General features: G+C 45.4%; 14 protein-coding genes and 1 other annotated feature. Of the genes, 10 read left to right on the top strand and 4 right to left on the bottom strand.

Annotated features, from left to right (window positions below; all coding sequences use genetic code 11):
- Nucleotides 1-88: 88 nt before the first annotated feature.
- On the bottom strand, nucleotides 89-1,567 hold the full coding sequence (gene zwf / locus BTR1S_RS21060; protein ID WP_006637449.1) for a glucose-6-phosphate dehydrogenase: 1,479 nt from the start codon (nucleotides 1,565-1,567) through the stop codon (nucleotides 89-91).
- Between the two features lie 229 nt (nucleotides 1,568-1,796).
- Between zwf and rnz the strand changes: the two genes are divergently transcribed.
- A complete protein-coding gene (gene rnz, locus BTR1S_RS21055; protein ID WP_006637448.1) occupies nucleotides 1,797-2,720 on the top strand; it encodes a ribonuclease Z in 924 nt (307 codons plus the stop codon).
- An 88-nt stretch (nucleotides 2,721-2,808) separates the two neighbouring features.
- A complete protein-coding gene (gene rpmG / locus BTR1S_RS21050) occupies nucleotides 2,809-2,973 on the top strand; it encodes a 50S ribosomal protein L33 (RefSeq protein WP_255130841.1) in 165 nt (54 codons plus the stop codon).
- A gap of 33 nt (nucleotides 2,974-3,006) precedes the next feature.
- Here rpmG and BTR1S_RS21045 read toward each other — a convergent pair whose 3' ends face one another.
- Together BTR1S_RS21045 and namA are read right to left on the bottom strand one after the other, a co-directional pair.
- Entirely contained in the window at nucleotides 3,007-3,777 is a 771-nt protein-coding gene (locus BTR1S_RS21045) for an alpha/beta fold hydrolase (protein WP_006637446.1), read from the bottom strand.
- 127 nt (nucleotides 3,778-3,904) lie between these two features.
- Nucleotides 3,905-4,924 carry an NADPH dehydrogenase NamA gene (namA, locus tag BTR1S_RS21040; RefSeq protein ID WP_006637445.1) on the bottom strand — a complete coding sequence of 340 codons (1,020 nt, stop codon included), beginning with the start codon at nucleotides 4,922-4,924 and terminating at the stop codon, nucleotides 3,905-3,907.
- Between the two features lie 179 nt (nucleotides 4,925-5,103).
- On the opposite strand from namA, the gene BTR1S_RS21035 reads away from it, so the two are divergent.
- Nucleotides 5,104-6,711 carry a M20/M25/M40 family metallo-hydrolase gene (locus BTR1S_RS21035; protein ID WP_006637444.1) on the top strand — a complete coding sequence of 536 codons (1,608 nt, stop codon included), beginning with the start codon at nucleotides 5,104-5,106 and terminating at the stop codon, nucleotides 6,709-6,711.
- 91 nt (nucleotides 6,712-6,802) lie between these two features.
- Here the strand turns inward: BTR1S_RS21035 and proC are convergent, their stop codons facing one another.
- Nucleotides 6,803-7,624 carry a pyrroline-5-carboxylate reductase gene (proC, locus tag BTR1S_RS21030; protein WP_006637443.1) on the bottom strand — a complete coding sequence of 274 codons (822 nt, stop codon included), beginning with the start codon at nucleotides 7,622-7,624 and terminating at the stop codon, nucleotides 6,803-6,805.
- A gap of 46 nt (nucleotides 7,625-7,670) precedes the next feature.
- Nucleotides 7,671-7,875 (bottom strand) — a binding site (T-box leader).
- A gap of 153 nt (nucleotides 7,876-8,028) precedes the next feature.
- On the opposite strand from proC, the gene BTR1S_RS21025 reads away from it, so the two are divergent.
- The 7 genes from BTR1S_RS21025 to BTR1S_RS20990 all read left to right on the top strand — a co-directional run.
- On the top strand, nucleotides 8,029-8,991 hold the full coding sequence (locus BTR1S_RS21025; RefSeq protein ID WP_029419404.1) for an MBL fold metallo-hydrolase: 963 nt from the start codon (nucleotides 8,029-8,031) through the stop codon (nucleotides 8,989-8,991).
- Nucleotides 8,988-9,770: an SDR family NAD(P)-dependent oxidoreductase gene (locus tag BTR1S_RS21020; protein WP_006637441.1), complete on the top strand. Its 783-nt coding sequence runs from the start codon at nucleotides 8,988-8,990 to the stop codon at nucleotides 9,768-9,770. Before BTR1S_RS21025 ends, BTR1S_RS21020 begins: the two co-directional genes overlap by 4 nt.
- A 460-nt stretch (nucleotides 9,771-10,230) precedes the next feature.
- Nucleotides 10,231-10,956, top strand: coding sequence for a poly-gamma-glutamate hydrolase family protein (locus BTR1S_RS21015; RefSeq protein ID WP_006637440.1), 726 nt, complete (start codon nucleotides 10,231-10,233; stop codon nucleotides 10,954-10,956).
- A 54-nt stretch (nucleotides 10,957-11,010) separates the two neighbouring features.
- Nucleotides 11,011-11,517, top strand: coding sequence for a DUF3189 family protein (locus BTR1S_RS21010; RefSeq protein WP_006637439.1), 507 nt, complete (start codon nucleotides 11,011-11,013; stop codon nucleotides 11,515-11,517).
- Between the two features lie 483 nt (nucleotides 11,518-12,000).
- On the top strand, nucleotides 12,001-13,266 hold the full coding sequence (locus BTR1S_RS21000) for an MFS transporter (RefSeq protein ID WP_029419406.1): 1,266 nt from the start codon (nucleotides 12,001-12,003) through the stop codon (nucleotides 13,264-13,266).
- 56 nt (nucleotides 13,267-13,322) lie between these two features.
- Nucleotides 13,323-14,039: a thioesterase II family protein gene (locus BTR1S_RS20995; RefSeq protein ID WP_029419407.1), complete on the top strand. Its 717-nt coding sequence runs from the start codon at nucleotides 13,323-13,325 to the stop codon at nucleotides 14,037-14,039.
- A gap of 318 nt (nucleotides 14,040-14,357) precedes the next feature.
- A partial coding sequence (locus tag BTR1S_RS20990; protein WP_141231096.1) for an AMP-binding protein occupies nucleotides 14,358-14,645 on the top strand: 288 nt, incomplete at its 3' end.

Here is a 14,645-nt window from a genome sequence, read left to right as displayed (position 1 = left end):
GGATGACAAAATCCTAAAACTGAAAACCGTTTTAGGATTTTGTCAACAATCTAAAACAGCCTTCATTTTTTGAAGGCTGTTTTTTAAATTAGATCGGCCACCAGTGAAAACCGTCTTTGGCGAGAAGGTCGTCAGCGGCTTTCGGCCCCATGGAGCCCGCTTCATAGTTTGGCGCCAATGTTTTGTTTTCTTCCCAGTATTGTGAAATCGCATCGACAAAGCTCCAGGAAAGGGCCACTTCATCCCAGTGGGCAAAGTTTGTCGCGTCGCCGTGCAGACAGTCGAGAATCAGCTTTTCATACGCTTCCGGCGTATTGATGCCGTCCCCGCAGTTATGGCAATAGTCGAGCTTAATCGGCTGCGCAAATGTGCCGCCGCCAAGCTTCCTCGCATTTAAATGGAGGGTGATGCCCTCATCAGGCTGAATATGGATCACCAAAAGGTTCGGATGCATCGTATTGCCGTTTCCGTAATACAGATTCATCGGAATATCCTTGAATTGCACGACGATCTGTGTTGATTTTTTCTTCATTCGTTTTCCCGTCCGGATATAAAACGGCACTCCGGCCCAGCGGAAGTTGTCAATCAGCAGTTTGCCGGCGACGAATGTTTCCGTGTTGGAATCTTCGGCGACATTTTGTTCATCGCGATAGGCCGGAACCTGTTTGTCATCAACCACACCGGCGTCATATTGGCCGCGGACAAAATACTGGTCGACTTCGTCTTTTTTAATTGGACGCATGGCTCTGAGCACTTTCACTTTTTCGCTGCGGATTTCTTGAGTGTTCAGCTTGATCGGCGGCTCCATCGCAAGCAATGCGACCATCTGCAGAATATGGTTTTGAACCATGTCTCTAAGCGCCCCTGATTTCTCGTAATATCTCGCGCGGTCTTCGACGCCTAATTCCTCGCTTGATGTAATTTGAATGTTTGAGATATAGCGGTTCGTCCAAAGCGGTTCAAATATTGCGTTCGCGAAACGGATGACCTCGATATTTTGGACCATTTGCTTGCCTAAATAGTGGTCAATCCGGTAGATTTGATCCTCAGAAAAGGCTTCGCGAATCTCTTGGTTGAGCGCTTTTGCACTTGGCAGATCGTGGCCGAACGGCTTTTCGATGATAAGGCGTGACCAGCCGTTTGTCGAAGTGACGCCCTCTGATTTTAAGAACTTGGCAATCGTTCCGAAAAATTCGGGTGCCATCGCCAAATAAAACATCCGGTTATTCGGAATATGATATGTATTTTCCAGCTGCTCGAGCAGTCCGTTTAATTCTTGATATGAGTCAGGATTTGTGACATCAAACGGGTGGTAATAGAAGTGGGATGTAAACTCGTCAACATCCTTCTCATTTAATGGAAACTTTGAAATTGACCGCTCCACGGTGCTGCGGAAGTCTTCGTTTGTCCAAGGACGTCTTCCCACACCGACGACAGCGAATTCATCGCCGATTTGACCGTTTTCGTAAAGCCTGTGAATAGACGGGTAAAGTTTTCGTTTTGCCAAATCCCCTGTTGCGCCAAATATAACGATTACAGCTTTTGGTTCAATGTGTTCTTTTTTCAACTAAACGTACCTCACTTTATTCGAAGCATAAGTTTATTTTCTTCATTTTAAAGCTATTAGTTCCTTAAAGCAAACATTTGAGACCATTTGATGCGAAAAGTTTACTGAAATCTTCTGGGGAATTTTTCTTACATTAGAATATAAACGTGATCAAAAGACCTGCATTTCTTTTTTTGCGGTCTTCCTGTATGCTTGTAGATATGATCAGCTTTACAGGAGGAACGGACAATTGGAATTATTATTTTTAGGAACGGGAGCGGGCATTCCGGCGAAAACGCGGAATGTCACATCTGTTGCGCTCAAGCTATTAGAGGAAAGACGGTCTGTGTGGCTGTTTGATTGCGGGGAGGCTACACAGCATCAAATTTTACATACATCGATTAAACCTAGAAAAATTGAAAAAATCTTTATTACCCATCTGCACGGAGACCATGTATACGGCCTTCCCGGGCTTGTCAGCAGCCGTTCTTTTCAAGGCGGAGAAAGCCTCTTGACCGTCTACGGGCCAAAAGGGATCAAAACATATCTTGAAACGGTGCTTGATGCGACCGGAACGCACTTGACCTATCCTTTAGTCATTGAAGAGATTGAGGAGGGGATCGTTTTTGAAGACGATCAATTCATCGTAACGGCCAAAAGCGTTGTTCACGGAATTCCGGCCTTCGGCTACCGGATCGAGGAAAAGGACATTCCGGGAGCGCTCGATGCTGAAGCATTAAAAGAGGCCGGAATTTCGCCGGGGCCGGTTTATCAAAAGCTGAAAAATGGCGAGACGGTGACATTGGAGGATGGCCGGACGGTGAATGGCGCGGATTTTATCGGTCCTCCGAAAAAGGGACGGATCATTGCCATTTCCGGGGATACAAAGCAATGCGAGAACGTGAAGATACTTGCGGAAAATGCCGATGTGCTCGTCCATGAAGCGACATTTGCCAAAGGCGACCGGGAGCTTGCCGGTGATTATTATCACAGCACAACAGAACAAGCCGCCGAAACAGCCAAGGCGGCAGGGGCGGGGCAGCTGATTTTGACGCATATCAGCGCCCGTTATCAAGGTGAGAGCGTCAATGAATTGGTAAGTGAAGCAAAAGGCATCTTCCCAAACAGCACAGCTGCCTTTGATTTTTATGAATATGAAGTAAAGCGAAGATAAAAAACATCGAAAGCTTCCCGGAACCCGGGAAGCTTTTTGTTGACATGGCAGGATGATGGTGTATAATAAAACGTAATGATTTCGTTTTATGAGGAGGATCAACATGAGAGTGAAAATTACGCTGGCATGCACTGAAACAGGAGATCGAAACTATATTACAACAAAAAACAAACGGACGAATCCAGACCGGCTTGAATTGAAAAAATATTCTCCGCGTTTGAAAAGATACACGATTCACCGTGAAACAAAGTAACAAAACAAGCAGCCGGGCGGGCTGCTTGTTTTGTTAGTTCGCGGTTTGATAGACATACCCGTACTGCCTTTGCGCGGCGTACCATACGTCATAAATGGCGAGCTGGACGATATGTGGCTCATCATGATGGATCAAATGGGAGCTGTTTTTGGCTTTAATCCAGCCGCTTTGTTGTGATAGAGACAGCAGACTGCCGTGAAGCTTCAGCCATTCATGATGGGCTTTTTCGAGAGCAGGTGAGCACTTTCCCGAGGAGAGGACGAGCAAAGGAACCGTCCCCAGGTGCTTTTGCTCCTGTTTCATCATGTACAGGCTTTGGATAAACTCTTCATGGGAAGCCTCGGTTGAAAACTGTTTGAAATAGTCGGCCTGCGCTTCTTTTGGCAGAAGCGGAAGCACGGTTTGCTCCTGATGTTCACAAGCGGGATCCAGCAGTACAAGTCCGATAATGTCACCGCTGTACCGGCTGGCAAACAGCCTTGCGATGACGGCGCCGAACGAATGGGCGACAAATAGGTAAGGCGGTTTTACACCCGCTGCTTGAAGAAGCGCTTTTAATTCCTTCGCCATCTGGTCTGCCGTTCTTTTTTCCCTGGTTGGGCCGCTCTTTCCGAGACCGGCGCGGTCATATACAAAAAGGCCGAGCTCTTCGTCAATATCGGGCAGAATCTGCTGCCACGTATCTGAAGAAAAACCGTAGCCGGCTTCAAAAATAATCGTTGCGTCTTCTTTTCCTTTTCTATGTTTTGTATAAAACGTACACCCTTCAACTGTATATGTTCTCTCCGTTAAAGCTGGATTCATGGAGGTCATCCTCTCTCTGTATATGGTGTTCTATTAGGGAAGACGCATAAAGAAGGAGGAACGTTTCTCCATGAAGTAAAAAAATAAAAACCCCGAAAACATCGGGGTATTTCCAATCAAGATTCCATTACCAGGCTCTGTCGTACTGAACGGGGCCTTCGATCGTTGTATTGAGCTGTTTTGCCGCCGTTTTTGGCCAATAAGGATCTCTCAGCAGCTCTCTTGCAACAAATATTAAATCAGCACGTCCGTTTTGCAATATTTCTTCAGCCTGCAAGCCGTTTGTGATGAGTCCGACCGCGCCAGTCTGAATTTCGGCCTGGGCGCGGATCGTATCGGCGAAGCTGACCTGGTAGCCTGGAAAGACGTTGATGTCGGCTGGCACGACTGCACCTGAGCTGACGTCGATCAAGTCAACGCCCTGTTCTTTCATCCATTTGCCGAATCCCACATAATCGGCCACATCGAGTCCATTTGTCTGATAATCAGAAGCTGACACCCGTACGAATAAAGGACCGTCCCAGACTTCTTTTACCGCGTCAATCACTTCGCGGAGCAAGCGGTAGCGGTTTTCCGGCGATCCGCCGTATTCATCCTCGCGATGGTTGGAAAGCGGGGATAAAAATTCGTTAATGAGATAGCCGTGCGCTCCGTGTATTTCGATAATATCAAAGCCGGCCGCTTTCGCACGCTCAGCACCTTTTTTGAAGGCCTGGACGGTTTCTTTAATGTCTTCTTTTGTCATTTCAACAGGTGTTCGTGATTGTTCGTCAAAAGGAATCGCCGAAGGTCCGTAGATTGTGCCTTCTACTTCCGCTTTCCTCCCGGCATGCGCCAATTGAATCGCCGTTTTGCTGCCGTAAGGTTTTATTTGCGATGTTAAAGCTGCCAAGCCTTCAATGTGTGCATCATCCCAGATTCCCAAATCCTGATCGGAAATTCTTCCCTCCGGTGTAACAGCGGTGGCTTCAACCATAATCAGTCCGACCTGCCCGACTGCGCGGGATATGTAATGAGTCATGTGAAACGGCTGAACTTTTCCGTCCTTTTCATGGGAGGAATACATGCACATAGGCGACATGACGATCCGGTTTTTTAGTGTAACTCCTTTTAGGCTCCATGGTGAAAATAATTTTCGATTACTCATTTCTTTCGCCTCCCGTAAGTTTTCGAATTGATTATACCAATTCTGACCATTCTCGTCATATAAACTGCTCAAGTCGTTTTCAGACGTCAGCATCTTCTGTAAAATGAAATTGACGATATTCTATTTTTTGAAAAAAAATATTATAGGATACATCATGGGGAAAAAAGGGGGCCTTCTTTGTGAAATGGCAGACAGAGGAACAATTAAAACAGCTGTTAATTTCTCTCGTTCAATATGAAAGCATCTCAGGCACGAGCGGGGAAGCCGCACTCGCGGAGTATATGTACAATTTATTAAAAGACCGTTCGTATTTTCGAAAGCATTCCGATCATTTGAAGCTCCATCCGATGAAAGACGGCCGCAGTTTTTTGACGGCGCTCGTTCAAAAGCCCGCGAAAAAAAAGACGGTGCTGCTGCTCAGTCATTTTGATATCGTCGATACGGCGGACTATGGGGAATTTAAGCATATGGCATGCAAACCGCTTGAGCTGATGGATTCTTTGGCCGAGAAAAAAGACCTGCTCCCTGAACGGGTTAAAAAGGATTTAGAAAGCGGAGAGTGGCTGTTCGGCAGGGGCAGCATGGATATGAAAGCGGGTCTCGCTGTTCAATTTGCAATGCTTGAGCGGGCGATGAACGGCACTTTTGACGGAAATCTGCTTTTGATTGCTGTGCCTGATGAAGAAGTGAATTCACAGGGAATGATTGAGGCGGTCCCGGTTTTGAAAGCGCTGGAAAAGGAATATGACATACAGTTCACAGCCTGTTTAAATTGTGAGCCAATGTTTGAAAAACATCCGGGAGATTCGAACCTTTACGTCTATTCAGGAAGCATCGGCAAGGTGCTGGCCGGCTTTTTCTGCAAAGGGATTGAGACTCATGTCGGTGAACCGTTTTCAGGCTTGAACGCGAATCTGATGGTGTCTGAAATCAACCGGCTTCTCGAATTAAATGTCGGCTATTGTGAAGAAGCGGACGGTGAGGTAACACCTCCCCCGGCCAATCTGATGCAAAAGGATTTAAAAGAGGCGTACTCCGTGCAGACTCCGCACACTGCAGTTTCGCTGTTTAACGTGTTGATGATGAAGCGGTCGGCAAGCGAGCTGCATAGCATGCTGCTGGATACCGCTAAAAAAGCGGCAATCAATATCAAAACGAACATGGAACAAAAAGTTCTTGACTATCAGCGCTTTGATGCCTTTACCCCAATTGAACGGAATATCTCTGTCATGACCTTTGAGGAGCTTGTAGAAAGGGCGCGGGAAAAAGCGGGCGGAGCGGAAGCCGAACGCGTGCTCAACTTTGCGTTTGCCAACAGAGGGGAGCTCGGAGACCGCGATTTTTCTGCGAACATCGTATCTGAACTGATCTCCCTCTGTAAGGACGACGCGCCGATGATCGTGCTGTTTTACAGTCCGCCTTTTTATCCCGCCGTCTCTTCAAAGGACGATCCGCTCATTCAAGAGACGATCGGCGATGTCACAGCGTATGCTGCCGGCCGGTACGGCCTTTCGTTTGAACAAGTTCAATACTTCCCGGGCCTGTCGGATTTAAGCTATCTTCAGCTGCAAAAGCAGTCGGTCGATGCCTTTACAGACAATATGCCGCTTTTTCAGAGGGGCTACTTTCTGCCTGACGGTGAAGAAAACACACTGTTTGTCCCTGTCTTGAATATCGGACCTGTCGGAAAGGATCCTCATAAATGGACGGAGCGCCTGCATGTCCCTTTTTCGTTCAGCACGCTGCCCGACTTGATTCAGCTTGCGGTTGGCAGATTGCTGGCTTAACCTGAGCGAATCCTCCGGTGTGATCTAAAAGTGGCCGCCCCTGCTGCAGAAAACATTTAAAAAAGCCGAACCGCTATTGGTCCGGCTTTTTTTATACGTTGACGGCAAACTGGTCTCTGATCTCCCTGGACCGCTTCGCCGCTTCCTTCACACAGTCCGCCACCGCTTTTTCAAATTGGCGCGCTTCAAGAACGCGGAGACCTGCTTCCGTCGTTCCGCCCGGGCTTGTAATCTCTTTTCTCATGAGAGAAGGGTCCATTCCGGTTTCAAGCATTTTCGCCGCCCCTGACATCATATCGATAATCAGCTGTTTGGCCGTTGATTCATCGAGACCCAATTCCCCGGCTGATGATTGAAGCGCCTCGACAAAGCGGTAAACAAATGCAGGACCGCTTCCTGCAACTGCTGTAACCGCATCAAGGTCGGATTCTTCAACGGCTGTGACACTTCCGATCGTCTGAAAAAGACCGGTCACTTCGCGAATCTGCGCTTCGGTAACGAGCGGACTTGCCGCAAAGGCTGTCGCTGATTTTTGTATTGATGCCGATGTATTTGGCATCGCCCTGACCACCGGCAATTGCTGTCCGGCATAGTGCTGAATCGTATCAATCGGGATGCCGGCAAGTATCGAAACCACAAGCTGGTCTTTTCTTACATATGGCCTGATTTCGCTGATGCCCGCTTCCGCATCTTTCGGCTTCATCGCCAAAACGATCGTATCGGACATGTTCACGACTTTCCGGGTATCCGCTTCAGCACGAATCCCGTACGCCCCTTGAAGCTCCATAAGCCGGGCTCTGTTAGAGTGGTTGGTAACGACAATCTGACCCGGTTTAACTGCACCGCTTTTGACAAGTCCTTTTATCATGGCCTCGGCCATCGAACCAGCTCCGATAAAACCTATATGCTTCATATATTGATTCCTCCTTCTTGAAAAAACAAAAAACCTTTCCGTCATCTTATAGGACGAAAAGGTTTCGCGGTACCACCTACATTAGCATGTCATATGCTCAGCTCTTGCCCGTAACGCGGGAAACGTTTAGGTTTGCCTAAGCGCTCAGAGGGCAGGTTCAACAGGAAAGCGGGCTGTGAAATTTTTCAGCCGGGAATTTCACTCTCTTTTTCGCCATTTGCCTGTTTACTATTCCTCTTCATAGCGTCTTTATCATTCAAGTTGATCGCAGCATTTGTTTGTTGTTCATTATGCTACGGAGAACAAGCATGTGTCAACAGGCATTTTCAGCAAAAATGACATGCGGGGGAGAAAACGGTAAAATATGATCAATATGATTTCGCAGGACGAGGGAGAAGAACATAATGAAAGATGAACGCATCATTCCAATTTCGTTGCCGACTCCGTTTGCAATCGGAGACGTCAATATTTATTTGATAAAAGGAGAGGCGCTGACATTGATTGATGCCGGCCCGAAAACAGAGAAGGCTGCCGCTGTTTTAAAGAACAAGCTTGCTGAGCACGGGCTGACACTGGATGATATTGATCAGGTTGTGCTGACACATCATCATGCCGACCATGCCGGATTGCTGGATGAATGTCCCGGCGCAGCCGTGGTCGGACATCCGTTCAATGAGGCGTATATCAGTCAGAGCCCTGCTTTTATCGAAAAACAGCAATCGTTTTTTACATATTTATTTAAACAGTTTGGAGTTCCCGATACTATGGGGTCCCTGAGTCTTACGGTCAAGCGGTCCTATCGCTTTTCATGCAAGCGGTCTTTGACGAAAACCGTAACGGAAGGCAGCACGATTGACGGACTTGAAGGTTGGAGGGTGCTTGAGACGCCCGGGCATGCCTCTTCTCATATTGCGCTTTTTCATGAGAAAAGCGGCAGTATGCTTGGCGGAGATTTATTGTTAAAGCCATCCTCTTCAAATCCTTTATTAGAAACGCCGCAAAAAGAGGAAGAGCGATCAGCCCCGCTCTTGGATTATCTGGCATCAATCAAACGGCTGCATGAGCTTCCGCTCTCGGTTGTTTATCCGGGGCACGGCGAAAACATTACCGCCATCCAAGAACTCATCGCAAGACGCCTGGAAAAACAGCGAAGCCGGGCGGATGAGGTGTACCGCATGCTTTCGGAAAAACCTCATACCGCATTTGAAATATGCCGGAAGCTGTTTCCCGCCGTATACGAAAAAGAGCTGTTTCTGACAATGTCTGAAACAGTCGGACAGCTTGATGATTTGCAATCACGCGGCCTCATCGCCAGCGGGGAAGCAGATGGCATCTTTTATTATCATATAAAGCGGGTGGAAAAATGAACAAAAGATTGAAAGGCAAAACCATCCTGATCACAGGAGCGTCAGGAGGGCTGGGCGAACGAATCGCCTATTTTTCGGCAGCAGAGGGGGCGGAAGTGATTCTTGCCGCCCGCAGCGACAGCCGTCTTAAAACAGTGCAAAAAAAAATCACGTCAGAGTTCGGCGCCGCATGCCGGACACTTGTTTTGGATGTCAGCCGGACAGAGGAAATAGAAGCGGCTTTCAAAACAGCCGGTCCGGTTGACATACTTGTCAATAATGCCGGTTTTGGCATTTTTGAAACCGCCATCGAAGCGTCTCTTGAGGACATGAAATCGATGTTTGAAGTCAACGTGTTTGGACTGATTGCCTGCACGAAGATGGCACTGCCGCATATGATTGCGCAAAACAGCGGTCATATTATCAATATCGCGTCGCAAGCAGGCAAAATTTCAACGCCGAAATCAGGCCTTTATGCTGCGACAAAGCATGCTGTGCTTGGGTTTTCAAACAGCCTGAGAATGGAGCTTGCCGATACCGGGGTGAACGTGACAACCGTAAATCCCGGTCCGATTAAAACTGATTTTTTCAAGACAGCCGACCAAAATGGAGATTATGAGGAAAGCATCGGCAAATGGATGCTTACCCCTGACAAAGTCGCACAGAAAGTCGTCTCCGCCATGATGACAAATAAGCGCGAAATCAATCTTCCTTCCTGGATGAACGGGGTAAGCAAGCTTTATCAGCTGTTTCCATCCATTGTTGAAAAAGTAGGCCGGGGCGCTTTTTATAAAAAATAGATGGATCATACCCCGACCGTACATTTCCGAAAAAAAGATTTGCCTTTAGGCAAGTCTTTTTTTGTTAGCGTTTCCTATTGATCGTCTTTTTCTCCGTTCAATCAATAGGAAGGCGTAAAAATTCATATAAAAGCAGGAAGACTTTGTCCCCCTAGAGTTGCTGAACTGAGATTTCTGTTCATACTTTTGCCTCCCTGTGATCTGAAGGCACTTGGGCTGTGTAAGGCAATCGTTATACAAAGTGTGTTCCAAAAGAGTTTCTGTGCCTCTGGAAACACAAGCGGACATCCGACCAAAAATAAGGTAAAGGACGCTTTCATCTCGCTGTTCTAGTTATATAAAATAGCACATGGGCGAATAGGAAAAGTAATTTTTTACCATTTTTTTAGTATATCTCTGTTTCGAATAGAACATGTGGAGCAGACTCGGAACAAAATATCTCAGCGAAGGAGTTTCTAAGGTGCAGGAAGAATGGAACCAAGTGATGAAAAAAAGATGCATCATATGGTTGATCATGGGATTATGTACGGCTGTCATATGGCAGTGTCCTCAAGAAATCAAGGCTTCAGGCATTCAGGATAAGTACGCGAATTTTGCAGAGCTTGCTGAAAACGAAACAGAAGGTGTAGATTACAACATAGAATATACGGACAGGGGCACCGAATTGCTCGTCTTATCTCCGCACGGCGGCGGTATCGAAGGAGGGGTCAGCGAAATTGTGCGGGCCTTCAGCGATGAGTATTCAACATATTTGTTTGAAGGGATTAAATCTTCGCAAAATCTGGATTTGCATATTACGAGCAATCATTTTGATGAACCGACTGCGTTGGAAAAAGTCGCAGAGCACAGCTATGTTTTATCAGTTCATGGGTATAATGACACAGAGGAACATACACTTGTCGGGGGAACGGACAAGGAAGGCGGACAAGCGATCGTCGATGCGCTAGTGGAAAGCGGTTTTTCTGCTGAACTGGTGGATGAAAATCATCGATTGGCAGGCACCGATCCCGATAATTTGAATAACAAAAATAAGACAGGTCTGAGCATTCAATTGGAGATCAGCATTCCTCAACGGGAGGCTTTTTTTTCGCGATTTGGGCTGTGGACAAGGGAAAGCTCATGCAATAAAAAGTTTTTAGGCTATGTGACGGCTATTAAAAATGTGCTGAAGGAAAGATATAAATAACAATCGGATGTTTGTCGCACATTAAAAGAAAACAAAAAGTGAGGGGTGAATTTGTTGATCTTTATTTATAATTGCTATGGCGGAACACATTCATCTGCCCTTGCAGCCGCATATCATCTCAAAAAACTTCCATTCGGCAGAAAGCCGACGAAGCATGAAATCTTAAATACGGATTGTTTTAATCAATTAAGTCCAAAAGAAATGGGAAAATTAATCTTTCACGGTCTTGATGAAGAAGGCCATAAAGTATACACCATCGGCAGAGGGTCATCAAAGGCGGTGATTCCGGCGATGCGGGGCGTTCTTGAACTGTTTGAAAAAAACGGGACACTGCATGAAAAGGTCGTCTTTTCAAATACGTCCCCTACGGTGCCCTTGGCTATGACCTTTGGCGGCTTATTTTCAAGGAGGCTGAAAATCGATCCGATCGGCGTTCCATTATTGGTTTTAGGTTCTCGGCAGGCCAGCCAAAACATCATAAAACTCGTAGAGCGCACAAAAAAACACGCAAAAATGACTTCTTCGATGATTGAAGTGCTTGATAACGGCTTTGCTGGCTAGGGCCGCAATATAACAGTATCAAATTGAATCAGGTTCTCCGCTTCCCGTATGTGCAGGCATACAGGAAGCGTTTTTTATTTAAATTTCATTTTATACAAATATCAATTTTTGTGAGGAAAGGACATTTTCTAAAAAATTGAATATCGATAGAGGATATTGTTGAAATTGAACGAATCTATAACCTTAGAATTATTTTCATTTTTTTTAATACTTTGTAAATTAAAGGGGGGATGTGTAAAAATTCCGCTTTCATTTTGCTGAGAAATCAATGTTTGGAATAAAAATGGAAATCAGGCCGAGAAGCGCGGATTTATATGTATTATACATATTTGGTTTCATATTCAACGATAGAAGTAAAGCGCCGAAAATAAAAAACAAGACGATAGGAGATGAAAATCAGCACATGAAAGTTTATCGAAATAATAATCAAAGCCGTCTGTTTGAAAAACCTTCTGCTAAAATCGGACAAATTAGGGGGCCCCTATGAAAAAACTGTTTTCTATTTTTCAAAACAAAAATTATGCGCTGCTGTTTTTAGCATCTTTCGCCTCGCAAATGGGTGGAATCATTGGACTGACTGCACTTCTGTATTATCTCCTTGATCGCTTTTCGCAGCAGCCCGCATATGCCACCATAACCGAGCTTATGTTGTCTTTGCCTACATTGGCCGTATTTTTTCTTGTGGGCGTTTTCGCTGACCGGTTTGACCGGCAAAAAATCGCCAAGAATTGCGACTGGATTTGTGCCGGTTTATCGATTTTATTATTGTTATCCCTCTATATAGAATGGATGCCGTTTACATTTGCAGTCTTATTTTTTAGAAATGCTGTAAAAAGCTTTTTCAATCCCGCCCAAACCTCTCTCATACAAGGAATTTTATCTGAAAACGAGTATTCAGTAGCCGTCGGATTGAATCAAATGGTCGCCAGTTTATTTATGTTGTTCGGCAATGGACTTGGCGTATTTTGTTATTGGACGCTTGGAGTGGAAGGCGCCGTTCTTGTTGACGCAGCCAGTTTTGTAGTCAGCGGCCTGCTTATACAAGCCTGCCGGATATCCAAGGAGGTTCGTATGCCGAATGGAAAGCATTCCATTCGACAATTGAACATTGCCAGTGTATGGAATGAATTTAAGCTTGGCTTCAGCTATATACTGCAGCATAAATTGCTGCTCGCTCTCGTGTCCGGATTCAGCCTTTTCGGTGTTGTAAATGGAGGGCTTTCGGTCATGCAGGTATTTATTTTAAAATACAAGCTTGCCCCTGAAACCTATGAAGAAATGTCCATTGTGCTCGGCATTGTTTTCGGTGCAGGATTTTTGACAGGCAGCATCGCTGCATCGATTCTTTCTCAAAAATTGAAGCTCTATCACATATTGATTCTAGCGCTGATTGTCTCCGGAAGCGCCACGATTTCCGGCTCCCTGGTCAACAATATTTGGCTTTATATGGTCAGCTCCTTCTTCATCGCCCTTTCGCTTCCCGGCATCAACATCGCGATTGGCGGGTGGATACCAAGCATCGTCAACCCGAAAATGATGGGAAGAGTGCAAGGCTGGATTAATCCGGTCATGATGCTTTCACAGTCGCTGACCCTTCTTTTCATTGCAGCGCTTTATCCCGCATTTATAGCGCTTGAAAGCCTTTATTGGCTCGTCGGAGGAAGCCTTATTGCCGTCGGTATATTTTACATGCTCATCCTGCCGAAGTTTTTGGAACTGAATCAGGCAGCTGACGTCACGATAGATTAATGGTTGAACATGCAAATCTGATCAGCGAAAACGCCCGGAATGGAGTGAATCATAAGATGATACTATGTTGTTTGCCGTATGCCGGCGGATCGGAAGCAGTATTTTACCCGTGGAAGCGCCATGTAAATCCGGAAATCGAGATTTATCCGGTACAGTTAAAAGGAAGGGGAAAACGATTTGATGAGCCTTTTTACGAGAATATGGAAGAGGCGGTTCAAGACATTTTTGAACAGGTTCAAGGCGTTGTCAATGGCCGTGACTATGCTGTTTTTGGACACAGCATGGGAAGCCTTTTGGCATATGAACTTTATTACAAAATGGCTGAGGCCGATTCAACAAAGCCGGCACATATGTTTTTCTCGGGCTTTAAAGCGCCTAACCGGGCAGGGAATACAGAAAAACTGCATCTGCTAAACCATCATCTTTTTAAGGAAAAAATCATTGCGCTTGGGGGAACGCCTGAAGAGCTGATAAATCATGAAGAACTGTTTGACCTGTTTGTCCCCTTGCTAAAAAGCGATTTCAAATTGGTGGAAAATTATATTTATAAAGAAAGAACAGCCAAAATGGAATGCGATATAACCGTTCTAAACGGAAAGGGAGATTCAATGAATGCAAAAGATATATCAGATTGGCAAAACCATGCTGCAGGAAACTGTAAAACCCTTTATTTTGAGGGGAATCATTTCTTCTTACAGCACCATGTCGAACAGATCGTCCGGATGATCAACAAAACACTGACGGAAAGCCGCAGCTATCATCAGCTGTTTTAGTAAAAATTTTTAGATGAGCGCTGCTCTTCTATACGTGGGTTAAACAAAACAGTGCGGTTTTTAGGTCTTTTCACCCGAATATTTTTGACTCTGACTAATAAAAACATTTTCATACATCTTTTATATAACACTTCGATTGTAAAATACCATATATCCAATTCATAAAAAATTAACCATTATTAAACAATATTCCCATGGAAAATAATGAATTTTTTTGATAATCTGTTTTCACAAGACGGAGGTTCACTAAAAAATCGTTAAAAGAGCAACTACAGACCAATATTAAGAAAATATTCTATCAAAAAAGGAGAATAATGTATGGTTGCTAATCAGTCATTAAAAAATGGGGTATTTCAGAAAATGACAGAGAATGAAAAAGAATTAATACTACATCATTTTAACAATACGAAAACCGATTATCCAAAAGACAAGACACTTCATCAGCTGTTTGAGGAACAGGCGGAGAAAACCCCTGATCATACAGCCGTCGTATTCGGCAGCCAGCGCATGACATACAGAGAGCTGAACGAAAAGTCAAATCAGACTGCCAGACTGCTCAGGGATAAAGGTGTGGGATCCGGCTCCACTGCTGCGATCATGACAGGG

Origin of the sequence: Bacillus sonorensis NBRC 101234 = KCTC 13918 (genome assembly GCF_001592005.1) — a bacterium.
In the GTDB taxonomy this organism is placed as follows: Bacteria; Bacillota; Bacilli; order Bacillales; family Bacillaceae; genus Bacillus; species Bacillus sonorensis.
Note: the sequence above shows the minus strand (reverse complement) of the source record. Positions and strands in the feature narration are given on the sequence as shown.

Bases quoted from the DNA above. Each gene is read 5' to 3' on its own strand.
- rpmG (WP_255130841.1), top strand. From the start codon at position 2,809: ATGAGGAGGATCAACATGAGAGTGAAAATTACGCTGGCATGCACTGAA.
- BTR1S_RS21045 (WP_006637446.1), bottom strand. From the start codon at position 3,777: ATGAATCCAGCTTTAACGGAGAGAACATATACAGTTGAAGGGTGTACG.
- namA (WP_006637445.1), bottom strand. From the start codon at position 4,924: ATGAGTAATCGAAAATTATTTTCACCATGGAGCCTAAAAGGAGTTACA.
- proC (WP_006637443.1), bottom strand. From the start codon at position 7,624: ATGAAGCATATAGGTTTTATCGGAGCTGGTTCGATGGCCGAGGCCATG.
- BTR1S_RS21025 (WP_029419404.1), top strand. From the start codon at position 8,029: ATGAAAGATGAACGCATCATTCCAATTTCGTTGCCGACTCCGTTTGCA.
- BTR1S_RS21020 (WP_006637441.1), top strand. From the start codon at position 8,988: ATGAACAAAAGATTGAAAGGCAAAACCATCCTGATCACAGGAGCGTCA.
- BTR1S_RS21000 (WP_029419406.1), top strand. From the start codon at position 12,001: ATGAAAAAACTGTTTTCTATTTTTCAAAACAAAAATTATGCGCTGCTG.
- BTR1S_RS20995 (WP_029419407.1), top strand. From the start codon at position 13,323: ATGATACTATGTTGTTTGCCGTATGCCGGCGGATCGGAAGCAGTATTT.